The 18,859-nt window shown below is 52.8% G+C and carries 15 protein-coding genes; 6 read left to right on the top strand and 9 right to left on the bottom strand.

Annotated elements, in window-relative coordinates:
* Positions 1–11 precede the first annotated feature (11 nt).
* The 3 genes from WHR59_RS14295 to ldtC all read left to right on the top strand — a co-directional run bounded on the left by WHR59_RS14295 (position 12) and on the right by ldtC (position 5,753).
* Positions 12–1,076 carry an acyltransferase family protein gene (locus tag WHR59_RS14295; RefSeq protein WP_043015983.1) on the top strand — a complete coding sequence of 355 codons (1,065 nt, stop codon included), beginning with the start codon at positions 12–14 and terminating at the stop codon, positions 1,074–1,076.
* A gap of 118 nt (positions 1,077–1,194) precedes the next feature.
* Positions 1,195–4,641, top strand: coding sequence for a transcription-repair coupling factor (gene mfd / locus WHR59_RS14300; protein WP_213732961.1), 3,447 nt, complete (start codon positions 1,195–1,197; stop codon positions 4,639–4,641).
* A 146-nt stretch (positions 4,642–4,787) separates the two neighbouring features.
* The gene (gene ldtC, locus WHR59_RS14305) at positions 4,788–5,753 is read left to right on the top strand and encodes a L,D-transpeptidase LdtC (protein ID WP_043015981.1); all 966 of its coding nucleotides are present in this window, start codon (positions 4,788–4,790) and stop codon (positions 5,751–5,753) included.
* Between the two features lie 86 nt (positions 5,754–5,839).
* On the opposite strand, the gene bhsA is transcribed toward ldtC, so the two are convergent.
* On the bottom strand, positions 5,840–6,097 hold the full coding sequence (gene bhsA, locus WHR59_RS14310) for a multiple stress resistance protein BhsA (RefSeq protein ID WP_338843187.1): 258 nt from the start codon (positions 6,095–6,097) through the stop codon (positions 5,840–5,842).
* 243 nt (positions 6,098–6,340) lie between these two features.
* On the opposite strand from bhsA, the gene comR reads away from it, so the two are divergent.
* Complete coding sequence (gene comR, locus WHR59_RS14315; RefSeq protein WP_043015980.1) at positions 6,341–6,976, top strand: TetR family copper-responsive transcriptional repressor ComR; 636 nt, start codon at positions 6,341–6,343, stop codon at positions 6,974–6,976.
* Positions 6,977–7,230: 254 nt separating this feature from the next.
* The gene (locus WHR59_RS14320; RefSeq protein ID WP_338843189.1) at positions 7,231–9,411 is read left to right on the top strand and encodes a TonB-dependent siderophore receptor; all 2,181 of its coding nucleotides are present in this window, start codon (positions 7,231–7,233) and stop codon (positions 9,409–9,411) included.
* 57 nt (positions 9,412–9,468) lie between these two features.
* Here the strand turns inward: WHR59_RS14320 and WHR59_RS14325 are convergent, their stop codons facing one another.
* The 8 genes from WHR59_RS14325 to hinT all read right to left on the bottom strand — a co-directional run bounded on the left by WHR59_RS14325 (position 9,469) and on the right by hinT (position 16,255).
* Positions 9,469–10,008, bottom strand: a complete 540-nt coding sequence (locus tag WHR59_RS14325; protein WP_003030814.1) for a glycine zipper 2TM domain-containing protein — start codon at positions 10,006–10,008, stop codon at positions 9,469–9,471.
* Between the two features lie 167 nt (positions 10,009–10,175).
* Entirely contained in the window at positions 10,176–11,480 is a 1,305-nt protein-coding gene (gene ndh, locus WHR59_RS14330) for an NADH-quinone dehydrogenase (RefSeq protein ID WP_047412019.1), read from the bottom strand.
* A gap of 978 nt (positions 11,481–12,458) precedes the next feature.
* Positions 12,459–13,001 (bottom strand): alpha/beta hydrolase YcfP, encoded by a 543-nt coding sequence (gene ycfP / locus WHR59_RS14335; RefSeq protein ID WP_043015977.1) that lies wholly within the window; start codon positions 12,999–13,001, stop codon positions 12,459–12,461.
* Between the two features lie 21 nt (positions 13,002–13,022).
* Positions 13,023–14,048: a beta-N-acetylhexosaminidase gene (gene nagZ, locus WHR59_RS14340; protein ID WP_043015976.1), complete on the bottom strand. Its 1,026-nt coding sequence runs from the start codon at positions 14,046–14,048 to the stop codon at positions 13,023–13,025.
* A 10-nt stretch (positions 14,049–14,058) separates the two neighbouring features.
* The gene (gene thiK / locus WHR59_RS14345) at positions 14,059–14,883 is read right to left on the bottom strand and encodes a thiamine kinase (protein ID WP_047412027.1); all 825 of its coding nucleotides are present in this window, start codon (positions 14,881–14,883) and stop codon (positions 14,059–14,061) included.
* The gene (gene lpoB / locus WHR59_RS14350; RefSeq protein ID WP_047412030.1) at positions 14,864–15,505 is read right to left on the bottom strand and encodes a penicillin-binding protein activator LpoB; all 642 of its coding nucleotides are present in this window, start codon (positions 15,503–15,505) and stop codon (positions 14,864–14,866) included. The genes thiK and lpoB overlap by 20 nt, the downstream gene beginning before the upstream one ends.
* 13 nt (positions 15,506–15,518) lie before the next feature.
* On the bottom strand, positions 15,519–15,893 hold the full coding sequence (locus tag WHR59_RS14355) for a YcfL family protein (RefSeq protein ID WP_043015973.1): 375 nt from the start codon (positions 15,891–15,893) through the stop codon (positions 15,519–15,521).
* Between the two features lie 2 nt (positions 15,894–15,895).
* Entirely contained in the window at positions 15,896–16,255 is a 360-nt protein-coding gene (gene hinT, locus WHR59_RS14360; protein ID WP_016156204.1) for a purine nucleoside phosphoramidase, read from the bottom strand.
* Positions 16,256–16,603: 348 nt separating this feature from the next.
* Between hinT and fhuE the strand changes: the two genes are divergently transcribed.
* Positions 16,604–18,790: a ferric-rhodotorulic acid/ferric-coprogen receptor FhuE gene (gene fhuE / locus WHR59_RS14365; RefSeq protein WP_075146307.1), complete on the top strand. Its 2,187-nt coding sequence runs from the start codon at positions 16,604–16,606 to the stop codon at positions 18,788–18,790.
* Positions 18,791–18,859: the final 69 nt, after the last annotated feature.

Below are 18,859 nucleotides of genomic sequence, written 5' to 3' on the forward strand. Positions count from 1 at the left end.
ACGCCGTCTCAATGAGTAAAAAAGAACTTTGGATTAATCAGATCAAAGGGTTATGTATTTGTCTGGTGGTGATTTACCACTCGGTAATCACGTTTTACCCGCACCTCATCACCTTTCAGCATCCGCTTTCAGAGATGCTGAGCAAATGCTGGATTTACCTCAATTTGTACCTGGCGCCGTTTCGCATGCCGGTGTTTTTCTTTATTTCGGGGTATCTGATCCGTCGCTACATCGATAGCGTCCCATGGACAACCTGCGTGGATAAACGGATCTGGAGTATTGCCTGGGTGCTGGTGATCTGGGGGGTAATGCAATGGCTGGCGTTAGTGACTCTCAATAACTGGTTGGCCCCACAGCGCGATCTGAGCCATGCAGCCAACGCTGCCTATGCCGGTTCGATAGCGGGTTTCACCCACGGGATGCTGACCGCCAGCACCAGCCTGTGGTATCTGTATGCACTGATTGTCTATTTTGTACTGTGTAAAATTTTCAGCCGTTGGGCGGTGCCGCTGTTGGCGTTATTTGTGGTGCTGAGCGTGGCTATCAATTTTGTCCCAACGCCGTGGTGGGGAATGAACAGCGTGATTCGCAATTTGCCCTGGTATAGCCTCGGCGCGTGGTTTGGCGCAACGCTGTTGGTGTGGATCAAGGAGGTGCCCCTGCGCCGCCATGCAATCATTTTTCTGGTTAGCGCAATCGCCGCCGTCATCGCGTGGCTGGCAAATGTGTCACTATTGCTTTCTCTTCTTTCCATTGTGCTAATCATGAAGCTGTTTTATCAATTTGAACGCCGCTTTGGCATGCGCGCATCCAGTCCGCTAAGCGTGATTGGCGCCAATACCATCGCCATCTACACCACTCACCGTATTCTGGTTGAACTGTTCAGCTTAACGCTAATCCCCAAAATTAATCATGCCGTCTGGCCTGCATACACGGAGCTGGCCCTGCTGCTGGTGTATCCGTTCGCCTGCCTGCTGCTGTGCACCCTGTTTGGCCTGTTGGTGCGTAAAATCTCACAGAAAACCGTGGCCGATCTGCTCTTTTCCCCACCCTCTTTATCGACCGCCTCGCGCTAACCCCAACGCGCTTTTTGCCCCCATTCGGGGGCGAATCAATTTGCTTATGAGAAACGATCACGGATAATAAAGAACATTGCTTATCAGATGTATATCTAAACGAGATCCTGACAACCGAATGCCTGAACAACATCGTTACACGCTCCCAGCGAAAGCAGGCGATCAGCGCCAGTTGGGTGAGCTTACCGGCGCGGCCTGCGCAACGCTGGTTGCCGAAATCGCCGAACATCACGCCGGTCCAGTGGTACTGATCGCGCCGGACATGCAAAATGCTTTACGTCTGCATGATGAAATTCGTCAGTTTACCGACCAGATGGTAATGAACCTGGCCGACTGGGAAACGCTTCCCTACGACAGCTTTTCTCCTCATCAGGAGATAATCTCCTCGCGTCTCTCCACGCTGTATCAGCTGCCTGCCATGCAGCGCGGCGTGCTGATCGTTCCGGTAAATACCCTGATGCAGCGTGTTTGTCCGCACAGCTATCTGCACGGCCATGCGCTGGTCATGGAAAAAGGTCAGAGGCTTTCGCGCGACGCCCTGCGCGAACAGCTGGACAGCGCTGGCTATCGCCATGTTGATCAGGTCATGGAACACGGCGAATACGCCACGCGCGGCGCACTGTTGGATCTGTTCCCGATGGGCAGCGAGTTGCCTTATCGCCTGGATTTCTTTGATGACGAAATCGACAGTCTGCGTCTGTTTGATACCGACACCCAGCGCACGCTGGAAGAAGTCGATGCCATTAATTTGCTACCCGCACACGAATTCCCGACTGACAAAACGGCCATTGAGCTATTCCGTAGCCAGTGGCGGGACACCTTTGAGGTGAAACGCGACGCCGAGCATATTTACCAGCAGGTCAGTAAAGGCACGTTACCTGCGGGTATTGAATACTGGCAACCGCTGTTTTTCAGCGAGACGTTGCCGCCGTTATTCAGCTACTTCCCCGCCAATACGCTATTGGTGAATACCGGTGATATTGAGACCAGCGCAGAACGCTTCCAGGCCGATACTCTGTCACGCTTTGAAAATCGCGGCGTTGATCCAATGCGTCCGCTTCTGCCGCCGGAATCCCTGTGGCTACGGGTTGATGAGCTGTTTTCTGAACTTAAACGCTGGCCACGCGTTCAACTGAAAACCGAGAGCCTGGCGAACAAAGCTGCGAATACCAACCTCGGGTTCCAGAAGCTGCCGGACATCGCCGTTCAGGCGCAGCAAAAATCGCCGCTAGATGCGTTACGTAAATTCCTTGAGGGCTTTACCGGTCCGGTGATCTTCTCGGTGGAAAGTGAAGGCCGCCGGGAAGCGTTAGGCGAACTGCTCGCCCGTATCAAAGTGGCGCCGAAGCGGATATTGCGACTCGATGAGGCCGTAGATAACGGTCGTTATCTGATGATTGGCGCAGCTGAGCACGGCTTCATCGATAGCAAACGCAATCTGGCGCTGATTTGTGAAAGCGATCTGCTCGGGGAACGCGTAGCGCGCCGTCGCCAGGATTCTCGTCGCACCATCAATCCGGATACGTTAATTCGTAACCTCGCAGAGCTGCATCCCGGTCAACCGGTGGTGCATCTGGAGCACGGCGTGGGCCGTTATGCCGGGATGACCACGCTGGAAGCGGGCGGTATCACCGGTGAATATCTGATGCTCACCTATGCCAACGACGCCAAACTGTACGTGCCGGTGTCGTCACTGCATCTGATCAGCCGCTATGCCGGCGGTGCAGAAGAGAATGCGCCGCTGCATAAACTTGGCGGCGATGCCTGGTCCCGCGCCCGACAGAAAGCCGCTGAGAAGGTACGCGATGTCGCAGCAGAGCTGCTGGATATTTATGCCCAGCGCGCGGCGAAAGAAGGCTTCGCCTTTAAGCATGACCGTGAGCAGTACCAGCTGTTTTGCGACAGCTTCCCGTTTGAAACCACGCCTGACCAGGCGCAGGCGATTAACGCAGTACTCAGCGATATGTGCCAACCGCTGGCCATGGACCGCCTGGTATGTGGTGACGTCGGCTTTGGTAAAACCGAAGTCGCGATGCGCGCTGCCTTTCTTGCCGTAGAGAACCACAAGCAGGTTGCCGTGCTGGTGCCGACCACCCTGCTCGCGCAGCAGCACTTCGACAACTTCCGCGATCGCTTTGCCAACTGGCCGGTACGCATCGAGATGTTGTCCCGTTTCCGTAGCGCCAAAGAGCAAACGCAGATTCTGGAGCAGGTTGCCGAAGGTAAAATCGATATTCTCATTGGCACGCACAAACTGCTGCAAGCGGATGTGAAGTTAAAAGATCTGGGTCTGCTGATTGTCGATGAAGAGCATCGTTTCGGCGTTCGCCACAAAGAACGCATCAAGGCGATGCGCGCAGATGTCGATATTCTGACCCTGACGGCAACGCCAATTCCGCGTACGCTTAATATGGCAATGAGCGGCATGCGCGATCTGTCGATCATCGCAACACCGCCTGCCCGTCGTCTGGCAGTCAAAACCTTCGTGCGCGAATATGACAACCTGGTCGTGCGCGAGGCAATCCTGCGTGAAGTTCTGCGCGGGGGACAAGTTTATTATCTGTTTAACGATGTCGAAAATATCCAGAAAACTGCTGACAGACTAGCGGAACTGGTGCCTGAAGCGCGGATTGGTATCGGCCACGGACAAATGCGCGAGCGCGAACTGGAACGCGTGATGAACGATTTCCACCATCAGCGTTTTAACGTGCTGGTGTGTACCACCATTATCGAAACCGGGATCGACATTCCCACCGCTAACACCATCATCATCGAACGAGCCGATCACTTCGGTTTGGCGCAATTGCACCAGCTGCGCGGTCGTGTGGGGCGCTCACACCATCAGGCATACGCCTGGCTGCTGACGCCGCATCCAAAAGCGATGACCACCGACGCGCAAAAACGCCTGGAGGCCATCGCCTCGCTGGAAGATTTGGGCGCAGGTTTTGCGCTGGCGACCCACGACCTCGAAATTCGCGGCGCCGGGGAATTGCTGGGTGAAGATCAGAGTGGTTCCATGGAAAGCATCGGCTTCTCGCTGTATATGGAGCTGCTGGAAAATGCCGTCGATGCGCTCAAAGAGGGGCGTGAGCCTTCGCTGGAAGATCTCACCAGCCAGCAAACCGAAGTCGAACTACGCATGCCGTCTCTGCTGCCGGACGACTATATCCCGGATGTTAACACCCGACTGTCGTTCTATAAGCGGATTGCCAGTGCCAAAGGTGAAAACGAGCTGGAAGAAATTAAGGTCGAGCTGATTGACCGTTTCGGCCTGCTGCCCGACCCGGCTCGTACGCTGCTGGATATCGCCCGTTTACGCCAGCAGGCGCAGAAACTGGGGATCAGAAAGCTCGAAGGTAATGAAAAAGGCGGTACTATTGAATTTGCAGAGAAAAACCACGTTAACCCGGTCTGGCTGATTGGGTTACTGCAAAAACAGCCGCAGCACTTCCGCCTCGACGGTCCAACCCGGCTGAAATTTATGCAGGACCTAAGCGAACGTAAAACCCGAATTGACTGGGTACGCCAGTTTATGCGCCAGCTTGAAGAAAACGCCGTAGCATAGTGAACAGGCCGGGTGAGCCCCCTCACCCGGCCTGATGAATTTACAAACTCTTTGCACTTCCCTGCACTTCCCGACACAGCAAACCGCCATAATTCTTGTTTACTTTTACATAATAAAAACCACGTAAAAACAATGGATTTATGGTGATGTTAAACAATAAACGACTCTCTCGCTGGTTAGCGTTTTTTACGCTTGCCGCGACCTTCGCGTTAGCACTTCCGGCTCAGGCAAACACCTGGCCGCTGCCGCCACCGGGAAGCCGCGTGGTGGGTCAGAATGCCGTTCATGTTGTTGAAGACAATGGCGGTTCTCTGGAAGCGATTGCTAAAAAGTACAATGTCGGCTTTCTGGCGCTGCTGCAGGCCAACCCTGGCGTTGACCCTTACGTACCACGCCCGGGCAGCGTGCTGACTATCCCGTTACAAACTTTGCTGCCGGATGCGCCGCGCGAAGGCATTGTTATCAACCTCGCCGAACTGCGTCTTTATTATTACCAGCCGGGGACCAATTCGGTGACCGTGTATCCTATTGGTATTGGCCAGTTAGGTGGTGACACGTTAACGCCAACAATGGTAACCACCATTTCAGATAAACGCGCCAACCCCACCTGGACGCCTACGGCAAACATCCGCGCGCGATACAAAGCAAACGGGATCGACCTACCTGCCGTTGTACCTGCAGGCCCGGATAACCCGATGGGCCATCATGCGATTCGTTTAGCGGCATACGGCGGTGTATACCTGCTGCACGGAACCAATGCTGATTTTGGCATTGGAATGCGCGTCAGTTCCGGCTGTATTCGTTTACGCGACGGTGATATCGAAACCCTGTTCCGTCAGGTGAAGCCAGGAACCAGGGTCAATATTATCAATACGCCGATCAAAGCATCTGTTGAACCTAACGGCGCGCGCCTGGTGGAAGTACACCAACCGCTGTCCGAAAAAATCAATGACGACCCGCAGTTGCTGCCGATCGTGCTGAACGCATCCATGCAGACGTTTAAAAATGCGGCGCAAACGGATCCTGCGGTCATGGAACATGCAATGGAAATTCGCTCAGGAATGCCGGTCGATGTGACCCGTCATCACGACGTTGCCCAACAACCGATGTAAACTCTGCGCATAAAAAAACCCCCGCTGGATTTTATTCCGCGGGGGTTTTTTATTTAACTCGCAGTGGCATTGCGATGGGTTAAATCTTATTTGTAGATAACTGCAGTCCCGTGAAGGGTGTTAGGACCGGTAACGGAAGTTATACGGAAAGACTTCGCTCCCATCTCATCCGCTTTCTGCGCCAGCTGATCTTCCAGAGAACCTAAGTTAGTCCCCGCATTCGCAGAAATAGTACCGACTTTCTCTTGACCAGCAGGTGTGGCCTGAACTTCAACGGCGGCAAAGCTTGCAAATGACAGTGAGCTAAAAACAGCAGCAACAAACAGAGTTTTTACGTTTTTCATGATAGTGACCTTTTGCAGATGAATGGGTGTCGAAAAGATTAACTTAACGATCGATAGGTAAATCATAGATGTGATCCAGGTCACACGTCAACATTTTTTTATAATGATCGTTAAATAAAACACAAAGGCCTTATTTTTCATACTAATAGCTATATATTATTTTTATCGTTAATCCGCTGGAGTGTGCAGTCGAATATTTTTATAATGGCTATTCAATAAACCTAACAAAGGTACATCGGCGCCATGACAACTGAAACGACAGGTTGTGCTAAAAAAAGCCGTGGCCGACCAAAAGTGTTCGACAGGGAAGCCGCGCTTGATAAGGCCATGACACTCTTCTGGCAGCACGGATATGAAGCGACCTCGCTCGCCGATCTCGTGGAAGCTACCGGCGCAAAAGCGCCCACGCTGTATGCAGAGTTCACCAATAAAGAAGGGTTGTTTCGTGCCGTGCTGGACCGCTACATCACCCGCTTTGCGGCGAAACACGAAGCCCAGCTGTTTTGCGAAGAAAAAAGTCTGGAGTCCGCACTGGAAGACTATTTCACCGCCATAGCGACCTGTTTCACCAGCAAGGACACCCCGGCGGGATGTTTCATGATTAACACTTCTGCGACGCTGGCAGCCTCTTCCCGCGATATTGCGCACACGGTGAAATCCCGCCATGCAATGCAAGAACAGACGCTTACCCAGTTTCTTCACCAGCGCCAGCAGCGAGGCGAAATCCCGGTCCATTGCGACGTGCAAAAACTGGCCGAATACCTGAACTGTATTTTACAGGGTATGTCGATCAGCGCCCGTGAAGGTGCAACATTTGAAAAACTGATGCAGATCTCACATACAACCCTGCGGCTTTGGCCCGAGCTCATCAAAGCCTAAGCCTTTCCCGCTTTTCCCCGCTGTATTGACATGACCGGGAGCTGATACAGCCCCCGGTTAAAACTCCGCGCATTACCCCTACATTCCCTATTGTTTTCATCATCTTATCTGATCATTTTTTGTAAAACATATTGATAACAACAATTATTATCAGCAATATTCGCATTTGTTTTAACGCCTGTTTCACAATGTAACCATCGGTTTCTTTACCGCCATAACAAAAACAGATCGACTCTTTTTTAAAAGGAATACAAATGCATAACCGTCTCTGGGTGCTCAATCCTCTCCTGTTATCTTTAACCCTCCCGGCCATTGCGGCTGAGGAAGATAACCTCATTGTCAGCGCCAACCGTAGCCAACGTACCGTGGCAGAAATGGCACAAACCACCTGGGTTATTGAAGGAAGCGAGATTGAACAACAGGTTCAGGGTGGTAAAGAGTTCAAGGATGTTCTTGCTCAGTTAATCCCAGGAATCGATGTCAGTAGCCAGGGACGCACAAACTACGGCATGAATATGCGCGGTCGCGCCATCGTCGTACTCATTGACGGCGTTCGTCTGAACTCCTCGCGAACCGACAGTCGTCAGCTTGACTCCATTGACCCATTTAACATTGCGCATATTGAAGTCATCTCTGGCGCAACCTCACTTTATGGTGGCGGCAGTACCGGTGGATTAATCAACATCGTCACCAAAAAAGGTCAGCCGGAGCGTGAAGTAGAACTCGAACTTGCGAGTAAAAGCGGCTTCAACAACAGTAACGATCATGATGAACGCGTTGCCGCGGCGGTGAGCGGAGGAACCGATCGTGCTTCCGGGCGCATGTCCGTCGCGTATCAACGGTTTGGTGGCTGGTATGACGGTAATCACGATGCTCTGATGCTGGATAACACCCAAACCGGCCTGCAGCACTCCGATCGTCTGGACGTGATGGGTACCGGAACGATTGAACTTGACGACAACCGTCAGTTGCAACTGGTTACGCAATATTATAAGAGCCAGGGGGATGACGATTACGGGCTGGATCTCGGCGAGAATATGTCAGCCGTGACCGGAAACGGTAAAGCGTATACCAGCAGCGGACTGAATTCCGATCGTATTCCCGGCACCGAACGTCATCTGATCAGCCTGCAATATTCAGATGCGGATTTTTTCGGCCAGAACCTGGTCAGCCAAATCTATTACCGCGACGAATCCCTGAAATTCTATCCTTTCCCGACGCTCAGCAAAGGTAAGGTTACCAGCTTCTCCGCATCACAGCAGGACACAGACCAGTTTGGCGCCCAAATTACCCTCAACAGCCAGTTGATGGATAACTGGGAGCTGACGTGGGGTATCGATGCCGATCACGAGACCTTCGATTCTAATCAGAAATTCTTCGATCTGGCCTGGTCCTTGCCCTCCGGCGGCATGGATAACCGCACCGCTTATACCACCGGGCGTTATCCCGGTTATAGCATCACCAACTTCGCGCCTTTCCTGCAAAACAGCTATGACATTAACGACATCTTTACCCTCAGCGGCGGCGTACGCTATCAATGGACCGAAAACAGGGTTGATGATTTCGTGGGCTATGCTCAACAGCAGGGAATCGCGACCGGGCTTGCGAACTCTGCCGATACCATTCCGGGCGGCAAAACCGATTACGATAATTTCCTGTTCAACGCCGGTATCCTCGCCCACCTGACCGACCGTCAGCAAACGTGGTTTAACTTCTCTCAGGGCGTGGAGCTTCCGGATCCAGGGAAATATTACGGGAACGGCACCTATTCGCTGGTTGGCGATCATTATCAGCTTCAGCGCAGCGTCAACGTGGCGGATTCACGCCTGGAAGGGATTAAAGTAAACTCGTACGAACTGGGATGGCGTTACACCGGCGATAGTCTGCGCACGCAACTGGCCGCTTATTACTCAACTTCGGATAAATCGATCGTTATCAATCGCAGTGATATGACCATTAACGTTCAGCCCGACGATCGCCGGATTTATGGTCTGGAAGGTGCGGTGGATTATTTCATTGCGGATACGGACTGGAGTCTGGGCGGCAACTTTAATGTCATTAAATCGGAAGTGAAACAGAACGGTAAATGGCAGAAATGGGATGTCACTCTGGCCTCTCCGTCCAAAGCAACCGCATGGGTCGGCTGGGCGCCTGAACCGTGGGCATTACGCATACAGAGCCAGCAAACATTTGATCTGACCGATGCCAGCGGTAACAAGCTGGATGGCTATAACACCATGGACTTTATCGGCAGCTATCAGCTCCCGTTGGGTAAGCTGACCTTCAGCGTGGAAAACCTGCTGAATGAAGAGTACACCACGCTGTGGGGACAACGTGCGCCACTGCTGTACAGCCCAACCTACGGTAGCCCCTCACTGTATGAATACAAGGGCCGGGGCCGCACCTTTGGTCTGAACTATGCCTTAACCTTCTGATAAAAAAAGCCCCCCAGCCTGAGCGAATGGGGGGCTAATGTTCAGAATAATGCTATTTTACGCTTTGTTATTCAGTACCAACTGTCCGTTGTTATCCAACGGAATTTGCGCGCCGGGGTCCTTATCCATGCGGATTTTCCCCTGCTGATCGCCAATTTTGTACGTCACGTCGTAGCCCAGCATTTTTTCAGATTTGTCATACACCGTTTTACAGCGCTGTTGCGTAGTGGTGTAAGTATCATTTTCCTGCATCGAACCCTGAATCTGGTTACCGGCATAGCCGCCGCCTAAAGCACCGGCCACGGTGGCAATATCTTTACCACGTCCGCCGCCAAACTGATGGCCAATAACGCCACCCGCAACGGCACCCAGTACGGAACCCGCGATACGGTTTTCATCCTGTACCGGCTTACGGTGCGTGACCGTCACGTTCCGGCACTCCTGACGCGGTGTTTTCACCGACTCTTTAATCGGTGTTGCAGAGACAACTTGCGCATACTGTGGGCCACGCTCGAAAACGTTCAGACTGGCCACCGCTGCAACACCCAGCGCAGCAGCTACGCCAATCCCTATACCCGCCAACATTGATTTATTCACGGGAGTTCCTCCTTTTTTGCTATTAGCAACAACTTTGCAACAGAAGGTAAGGAATGCCAATCAGATTACGGATGAAAATAGCAGGAGGAGGCACGAACGCAGGATGATTCGGAGAACTCTGAAGGAAGGCGCAGGATGCATAAATCATCCGGCGCCACAAGTCGATATTAATGCAGTTTCAGACGCGGGCGAATCACCCGGTTAATGCTGCCGACCAGCATCATCAGACCGGTCTTGAAGTAGCCATGCAGAGCTATCTGGTGCATGCGATACAGTGAGATGTACACAAAGCGCGCAATACGCCCTTCCACCATCATCGAACCACGGGTCAGGTTACCCATCAGGCTACCCACGGTAGAGAAGTTAGAGAGCGAGACCAGAGAGCCGTGATCTTTGTACTGATACGCTTTCAGTGGCTTGCCGTTCATCTGCGCCAGTATGTTGCTCATTGCGCAGCTTGCCATCTGGTGCGCAGCCTGAGCGCGCGGCGGCACAAAACCCCCTTCCGGGCGAGCGCAGGAGGCGCAGTCACCAATCGCGTAGACATCAGGATCGCGCGTGGTCTGCAGAGTGGGTTCAACCACCAGTTGGTTAATACGGTTCGTTTCCAGACCGCCAATGTCTTTCATAAAGTCTGGCGCTTTGATACCTGCCGCCCACACCATCAGATCGGCTTTAATGTATTCGCCATCTTTGGTGTGCAGTCCGCCTTGATCTGCGCTGGTAACCATCGTCTGGGTCAGTACGCGTACGCCCAGTTTGGTTAATTCATTATGTGCTGCGCTGGAAATACGCGGCGGCAGCGCAGGCAGAATACGCTCACCAGCTTCGACCAGAGTAACGTTCAGAGCGTCGTTGGTCAGCCCTTTGTAACCATAGCTGTGCAGCTGTTTTACCGCATTATGCAGCTCGGCGGAGAGTTCAACCCCCGTCGCACCGCCGCCCACAATAGCAATATTCACTTTGCCGTTAGCGCCCAGATTCGCGGAATACTTCAGGAACAGATTCAGCATCTCCTGGTGGAAACGACGCGCCTGATGTGGATTATCCAGGAAAATGCAGTTTTCTTTGACGCCTGGGGTGTTGAAATCGTTGGAAGTACTGCCCAACGCCATCACCAGCGTGTCATACGGGACTTTACGCTCAGGAACCAGTAGATCGCCCTTCTCATCGCGCAGCTCGGCGAGAGTAATGGTTTTCGCGTCACGATCGATATCCACCACCGACCCCAACTGGAACTGGAAACCGTGGTTACGGGCATGCGCCAGATAGCTCAGCGCATCCACACCTTCGTCCAGGGAACCTGTCGCCACTTCATGCAGCAACGGTTTCCATAAGTGGCTGTGGTTTCTGTCCACCAGCGTGATTTTGGCCTTTTTCTTGCGTCCCAGCTTTTTACCCAGCTGTGTCGCCATTTCCAGTCCGCCAGCACCGCCGCCGACAATCACGATCCTTTTCAATGGTGTAGTCAACGTGACCCCCTCAAATTTATTAACCAATTGTTAATTAAAAGTTATGAGCATAGCCTTTAATTAACAACAAGTTACGATAATGAAAATGTTCTTCGAGAGTGAGAATAACACGAACGGTGCATTGGTCATACCAAAATTGATATGTATCAAGTTTTGATGCTGAAAAGATAGACAACCGGAACTTTAAGAACAAAAAAACCAGCCCGATGGCTGTAATGCCAGTCAGTTAGCGCCTCAGTTTCAGAAAGCTTCAACCTGTGCTGACCGAGGTAAAGAACATGCTATCTCGGAGGAAAAGTTCCGTTCACCTCATGCTCATCATTTCTCTGAAGCACCGATTCCTGTGAACGTGTAAAGGGCGTTCTCCGCCACGCCCTTTACAATCCCGGCTCCCGGCAGGAAAATTGTTGCTGCGCAATACCCTCCGCTTATTCCTCCAGGCTACCGGGCCGGGCGCGAGGAAGCGTCCTTGCAAAGCGCGCCCTGAGCCAGCATCCATGCTGGCTCTCCCGGCCTTACGGAAACACATCGGCAATTTTCAGCCGGACCAGCCACACCTGACCTCCTGCACTTTTATTTGAATATATTTGAACAGCAAAAAAGATTTAACTGGAAGTCAGTGCGTTGAAGCGATGACCCCGGTCCGGCTGAAAATCGATGAGGCGTTGACGGCTGACCGGGGCTGTCCGCAGGGATGCGGACAGAGGGGACGGCCTGCAGGGACGCAGGCTCGACCCCGACCCAACAGGCAGACGGCATAAGACGAATAACTCGCGCAGCGACGATTTTCCCGCCGGGAGCCTGGGTTGCAAGGGAGGCGGCGGTGAGCCTCCCTTGCACGTTCACAGGTATCTGCGCTTCAGAGAAATGACACCGCTGAGGTGAACGGAACCCTCAGCCGGAATCACATGTTCACCATACGTTCGTAACTGACGAACATTAGCCTAGCGGCTGTTTTTTTTAAAAGCTCAATAAGGATTAACCTAACGTCTTGAACGCTTTGATTCGCTGCAAATGCGGCGAGATATTCTTAAACTTGTGCGTCTGTTCTTCATCCCAGACTATCTCATAAAAATGATGCAGCTCTTCTGACGCACGCTGACTATTGAGCGCTTCATCATGACGTGACAGGATCACCAGGCAGCGATCGCGATTCTTTTCGCGGAAATTGGTCACGCATTTTGTCGCGATATCTGCATACTCTTCAGGCCGGTCAATTTTTCCTTCCATGTTCTCATACGGGAACAGGTTAGGATTAAACACGACCTGACGAATATCACACAGAAAACCAATGCGTTCAGCCCAATATCCCCCGAGCCCCACGCCACAAATCAGCGGACGGTCGTCCACATTAAGCTGCAGCATTTTGTCCACTTCTTTCAGCAGATGCTGCATATCATGTTTAGGATGCCGCGTACTATAGCTAATCAGCCTGACATCCGGGTCGATGAACTGCAGTTGCAACACCTTTTCATGGTTGCCCGGGCTGTTAGAGTCAAAACCGTGTAAATAGATAATCATCGCATCCTCGCCAAACTTGCGTTAATGACCTGCTTTCTCTTCCTGCCAGCGCTCATGAAGCTGGTTGAGCTGGGCGCTTACCGTCTTCCAGCGTGCAGAGTCCATCAGTTCCTGACGTGAAAATGAACCTTTATGATACAAACGTGTAACACGTTCTGCATTGATCGGCGACAGATTATCTAACACACTGACCGCTCCCTTACGATTATTGCAGACCAGGATCATATCGCAACCGGCATCCAGCGATGCCTGACCGCGCTCCGCGTAGCTTCCCATAATCGCCGCCCCTTCCATCGACAAATCGTCGGAGAAAATGACGCCATCGAAGCCAAGCTCCTGACGTAATACCGTTTTCAGCCAGTGCGGCGAGCCGCTCGCCGGACGTGGATCCACGTCACTGTAGATGACGTGCGCAGGCATAATGGCATCGAGTTTGTTTTCAGTAATCAACGTCTGGAACACGGACATATCTTTCGCCCGAATGTCAGCTTCTGAGCGTGGATCGGTTGGCGTTTCTTTGTGTGAATCCGCCGTCACCGCCCCATGTCCGGGGAAATGTTTACCGGTGGTTTTCATGCCAGCAGCGTGCATACCGTCAATGAAGCGGGTCGCCATAGCCAGCGCTTTCAGCGGATCGGCATGGTAAGAGCGCTCGCCAATTGCCGCGCTGATATGCCCCACATCCAGTACCGGCGCAAAGCTGATATCGATGTCCATGGCGATCATTTCGCTGGCCATTAACCATCCGGCGTCCTGAGCCAGTTTGCCGCCCTCTTCCAGACCGTGCAGCGCGGCAAAGGATTGGGCCGCTGGCAAACGCGTAAATCCTTCACGAAAACGCTGTACGCGTCCGCCTTCCTGATCTACCGCCACGACCAGATGATTGCGCGATGACGCGCGGATCTGGCGCACTAACTCACGTAACTGTTCCGGGTCATGATAATTTCGGGTAAAGAGAATCAACCCACCTACCAGCGGATGCGCCAGAATCTCACGCTCTTCAGCGTCCAGCTCATACCCTTCGACATCCAACATTACTGGGCCCACACTGCTCTCCTTATCCTTTCATTGTTAGCTGCCGCCAGATTTCATCGGCCAGCCTGATAAATTGTCGATCGCCGGTTTGTCGCCAGCGATACTCAAACCACCCCGCCTTTAGCATCATTACCCAGGGCCGCCATCGTCTGACCTGTCGCCACAGCGCGTTTTGCTCAATGTGCGATCGCTGAGCGTAGGCGTTAACCAGCCGCTGGTGCTGGGATTCATCACTGACCCATACCGCCGCCAGCTCCAGGGCGATATCACCGTCACCAGCATATTCCCAGTCAATCAGCCGCAGCCCTGAGGATGTACGTACGATGTTGTCACCGTGGACATCCATATGCAGCGGCCCCAGACGCAAAGGTCGAGGCTCACCGCGTTTCCGTAGCCGCTTCAGCGCACGTAACCAACATGACGTACGACGCGCCGGATCGCCACACTGCCAGTACTGCTCAAGTAACGGCAGCAGACTGATTCGCCAGCCCAATCGGGGTTGCTGGTGCAGATGATACAATAAGCCAGCGAGTTCGTCGGCGTCCGGTAATCTGGATTCTACCTGGCCGTGTAAAAAGTCGACCGCCATCCACCCACGCGTATAAAAGCGAGGGCGCGGCGCAAGACTTTCTGGCAGATGTTTTAACGCATGATAATGGCGTAAGAAATGCGATTCCGGCGAATCAGGGTCGTGATGACGACGCAGCACTAAGCGGTGAGTATGATGTTCGATTATGCAGCTCCCGCCGCTCAGGCCGCTCTGGCTGGCTGCGACGGGATGATACTGTGGGAAATAGCGCGACAAGACTTCGTCGCGCGTCAATCGGTTATTGTTGCTGAACGGCACCTTTACCTGACCAGATTATCTCGCCAGTTTGTACCAGCATTAATTGCATTTGCAGCGCAGGCGAATTGACGTTGCCGGAAGCGCTGGAATAGAGCACATACTGTGCGCCAACGTTGCGGGCGATCCCAATCGCTTTGCTGCGCGTTCCCAGGCTATCGTTCGGCGACAAACCTAACTGCTGCTTGGCGACAGCCAGTTGCTGGGCAGAAACCAGAGTAAACTTACCGTTATTCGCCAGCGCGTTACGCAAGGTCTCGGTGGCTTCACCGCTATTCAACGAGCCGTTGGTGCGGTTATTGACGCTATCAACCAGCAGAACGCCTCCCGCTTTGACGCCGTCAGCCTGCAGCATTTTGCCGACCATCGGCTGCATAGCCCCGTTCCAGTCATAGTGGCGTTGACGTGGCGTCGGCTGCGCCGTTTGGTCCTCATGCTCAATCGGACCCGGCTGCTGCGGTATGGTTGGCACCGTTGGTACAACCGGTACCGGCTGTTGCGGCTGCGCGGGTTGTTCCGGCACCGGCTTCACTTCCTCTACCGGTGCGGGTTCACGTTGCACCACACAGCCAGAAAGAAACATCGCCAGCGCGGCAATCAGTGCGTAGCGATTCATTTTGATCATCAAGATTCACCCCTTACAAATAAAGATAAAGTCTAACCTTGTGCGCCCCCAGAAAATTGGCGCTGCCGTACAGCATCACCGACGAATGAGCCGGGATAGTCATGCTGCGTGGCGCTTCCAGAGGGTGCATTTCCAGCCCTCTGGCGTCATACCAGTAAAACCGATAATGAACGGTAACGGGTTCTTGTCTTTCGTTATAGAGTCGAGAGGATGCCGAGGCCTGAATATCAGACGTGGTTAACGTCGGCTGTTCTGCTGTAATGCCCGCCGCCAGAATCGTTGATTCCATCACCAGCGACTGTTCATCACTTACCGGAATTTCAGGATGTGTCCGACAGCCAGCCAGTAGCAGCAAGCTCAGTGAAAGTGCAATGCATCCTCTGGTCATGCTTACAGACCTTTATGCGCAAGCATTGGACCGAGCGCACGGCCACCCAACAGGTGCATATGAATGTGATACACCTCCTGACCGCCATGACGATTGGTATTCATGATTAGACGGTACCCATCTGCAGCAATACCTTCCTGCTCGGCGATTTTCGCCGCAACGGTGATCATGCGCCCCAGCGCCTGCTCGTGTTCCGCCGTCACATCGTTGACGGTCGGGATCAGGACGTTTGGAATGATCAGAATATGCGTAGGTGCCTGAGGGGAAATATCACGAAACGCGGTGACCAGTTCATCCTGGTACACGATATCCGACGGAATTTCACGACGGATAATTTTGCTGAATATAGTTTCTTCTGCCACGACGTTTTCCTTTTTCATTAACAGCCCAAGCGTTATGCCATGCTACGCCGGGTAACTCTGCGAGTATAGAGTATGAGCGAGTTACTCACGCTCTTTCAACTTTAACCCTCGATTATTTAAGCAAAATCCTTTGCCGCTGCTGTTCTTATAACCATTTCCCATCGCTATCGCTTAAGCATAGTACTGAAACAATATTTCATTTATCGCGTAGCATCTGTTTACACATTGAATGTTAATGCGTATATTTCGCATTTGTATTTACATGCGCACTTAATAATTTACAACCAAAGGGTTCATCACACTACCGGTGATTCGAACTTAATATTAATAATTATCAAGGACTTTTCGATGTCTTTCACAACACTCAACGGGAATGTTCAACGCCAGCCGGGGGTTGCCCCTTCTTTACTGGCAGCCTGCATCACGTTAGCGCTATTGCCCTCCACCAGCCTCGCAGCCCCTTCTGAAGAAACCGTGATCGTGGAGGGTTCTGCTCCAGCCGCATCCAGCGAAGAGCAGGATTACAGCGTTAAATCGACGACCGCTGGCACCAAAATGCAGATGACGCAGCGCGATATTCCGCAATCGGTCAGCATCGTCAGCCAACAGCGCATGGAAGATCAGCAGTTGCAAACGCTGGGCGATGTGATGGATAACACGTTGGGGATAAGTAAAAGCCAGGCAGATTCAGATCGCAGCAGCTACTACTCTCGCGGATTTCAGATTGATAACTACATGGTGGATGGGATCCCGACCTATTTCGAATCCCGCTGGAATCTCGGTGACGCTCTTTCCGACACGGCCCTCTTCGAGCGTGTCGAAGTGGTCCGTGGCGCAAACGGGCTGATGACCGGAACGGGTAACCCCTCCGCCTCCATTAACATGATCCGAAAGCATGCCACCAGCCGCGAGTTCACCGGTAATGTTTCTGCGGAATATGGCAGTTGGAATAAACAACGCTATGTGACCGATCTGCAAAGCCCGCTCACTGCAGACGGCAACGTGCGCGGTCGCATCGTGGCGGGCTACCAGAATAACGATTCCTGGCTTGATCGCTACAACAGCGAAAAAATGTTCTTCTCCGGGATTGTCGATGCCGATCTGGGCGACACCACCAGTCTGTCTGCAGGTTATGAATACCAGCGCATTGATATCAACAGCCCAACCTGGGGTGGATTGCCGCGCTGGAATACCGATGGCAGTAAAAACAGCTACGACCGCTCGCGCAGCACTGCGCCGGACTGGGCGTACAACGATAAAGACTTCAATAAAGTGTTTGTCACCGTCAAACAACGTTTTGCCGATACCTGGCAGGCGACCATGAACGCCACCCACTCCGAGGTCAAGTTCGACAGTAAAATGATGTACGTTGATGCCTATGTCAACAAGGCCGACGGCACCCTGGTTGGCCCGTATGGCAGTTATGGCCCGGGCTATGACTACGTCGGTGGAACCGGCTGGAACAGCGGTAAACGTAAAGTGGATGCCGTCGATCTGTTCGCCGACGGCGGTTACGACCTGTTTGGTCGTCAGCATAATCTGATGCTTGGCGGCAGCTACAGTAAACAGAATAACCGTTATGAAAGCTCGTGGGCGAACGTCTTCCCCAATGAAATCGGCAGTTTCTATACCTTCGATGGTAACTTCCCGGAAACCAACTGGAACCCGCAGTCATTGGCTCAGGACGATACCACGCACATGAAATCGCTCTACGCCGCAACGCGTATTTCGCTGGCCGACCCACTGCATTTGATCGTCGGCGCGCGTTATACCAACTGGCGTATCGACACCCTGACCTACAGCATGGAGCAAAACCACACCACGCCATATGCGGGCCTGGTATATGATATTGACGATAACTGGTCTACCTACGCCAGCTATACCTCAATCTTCCAACCGCAGAACAAGCGCGACAGTTCCGGCAAATATCTCTCCCCGATTACCGGCAACAACTATGAGCTTGGCCTGAAGTCCGACTGGATGAATAGCCGTTTAACCACCACCCTCGCGGTGTTCCGCATTGAACAGGATAACGTGGCGCAATCAACCGGTGCGCCAATCGCCGGTAGCAATGGCGACACGGCCTATAAAGCAATGGATGGTACAGTCAGCAAAGGGGTCGAATTCGAAGTTAACGGTGCGATCACCGATAACTGGCAGATGACGTTTGGCGCGACACGCTATGTTGCTGAAGACAACGAAGGCAATGCGGTGAACCCAAACCTGCCGCGTACCACGGTCAAACTGTTCACCCGTTATCGCCTGCCAGCTATGCCGGAACTGACCGTCGGCGGAGGAGTTAACTGGCAGAATCGCGTTTACAGCGATACGGTCACGCCTTATGGCACACTCCGCGCGGAACAAGGAAGCTATGCCCTGGTAGATTTGTTCACCCGCTATCAGGTAACAAAAAACTTCTCTGTGCAGGGTAACCTCAATAACCTGTTCGATAAAACCTACGACACCAATGTCGACGGTTCTATTGTCTATGGTGAGCCGCGCAACGTCAGCGTTACCGCCAGCTATCAGTTCTGATTCTAAACACATCACGCTCCACCTGCCCATCAGGTGGAGCGGCATATAGACATTGCGGCTAAAACGCCC

This window comes from Citrobacter europaeus (genome assembly GCF_037482245.1).
In the GTDB taxonomy this organism is placed as follows: Bacteria; Pseudomonadota; Gammaproteobacteria; order Enterobacterales; family Enterobacteriaceae; genus Citrobacter; species Citrobacter europaeus.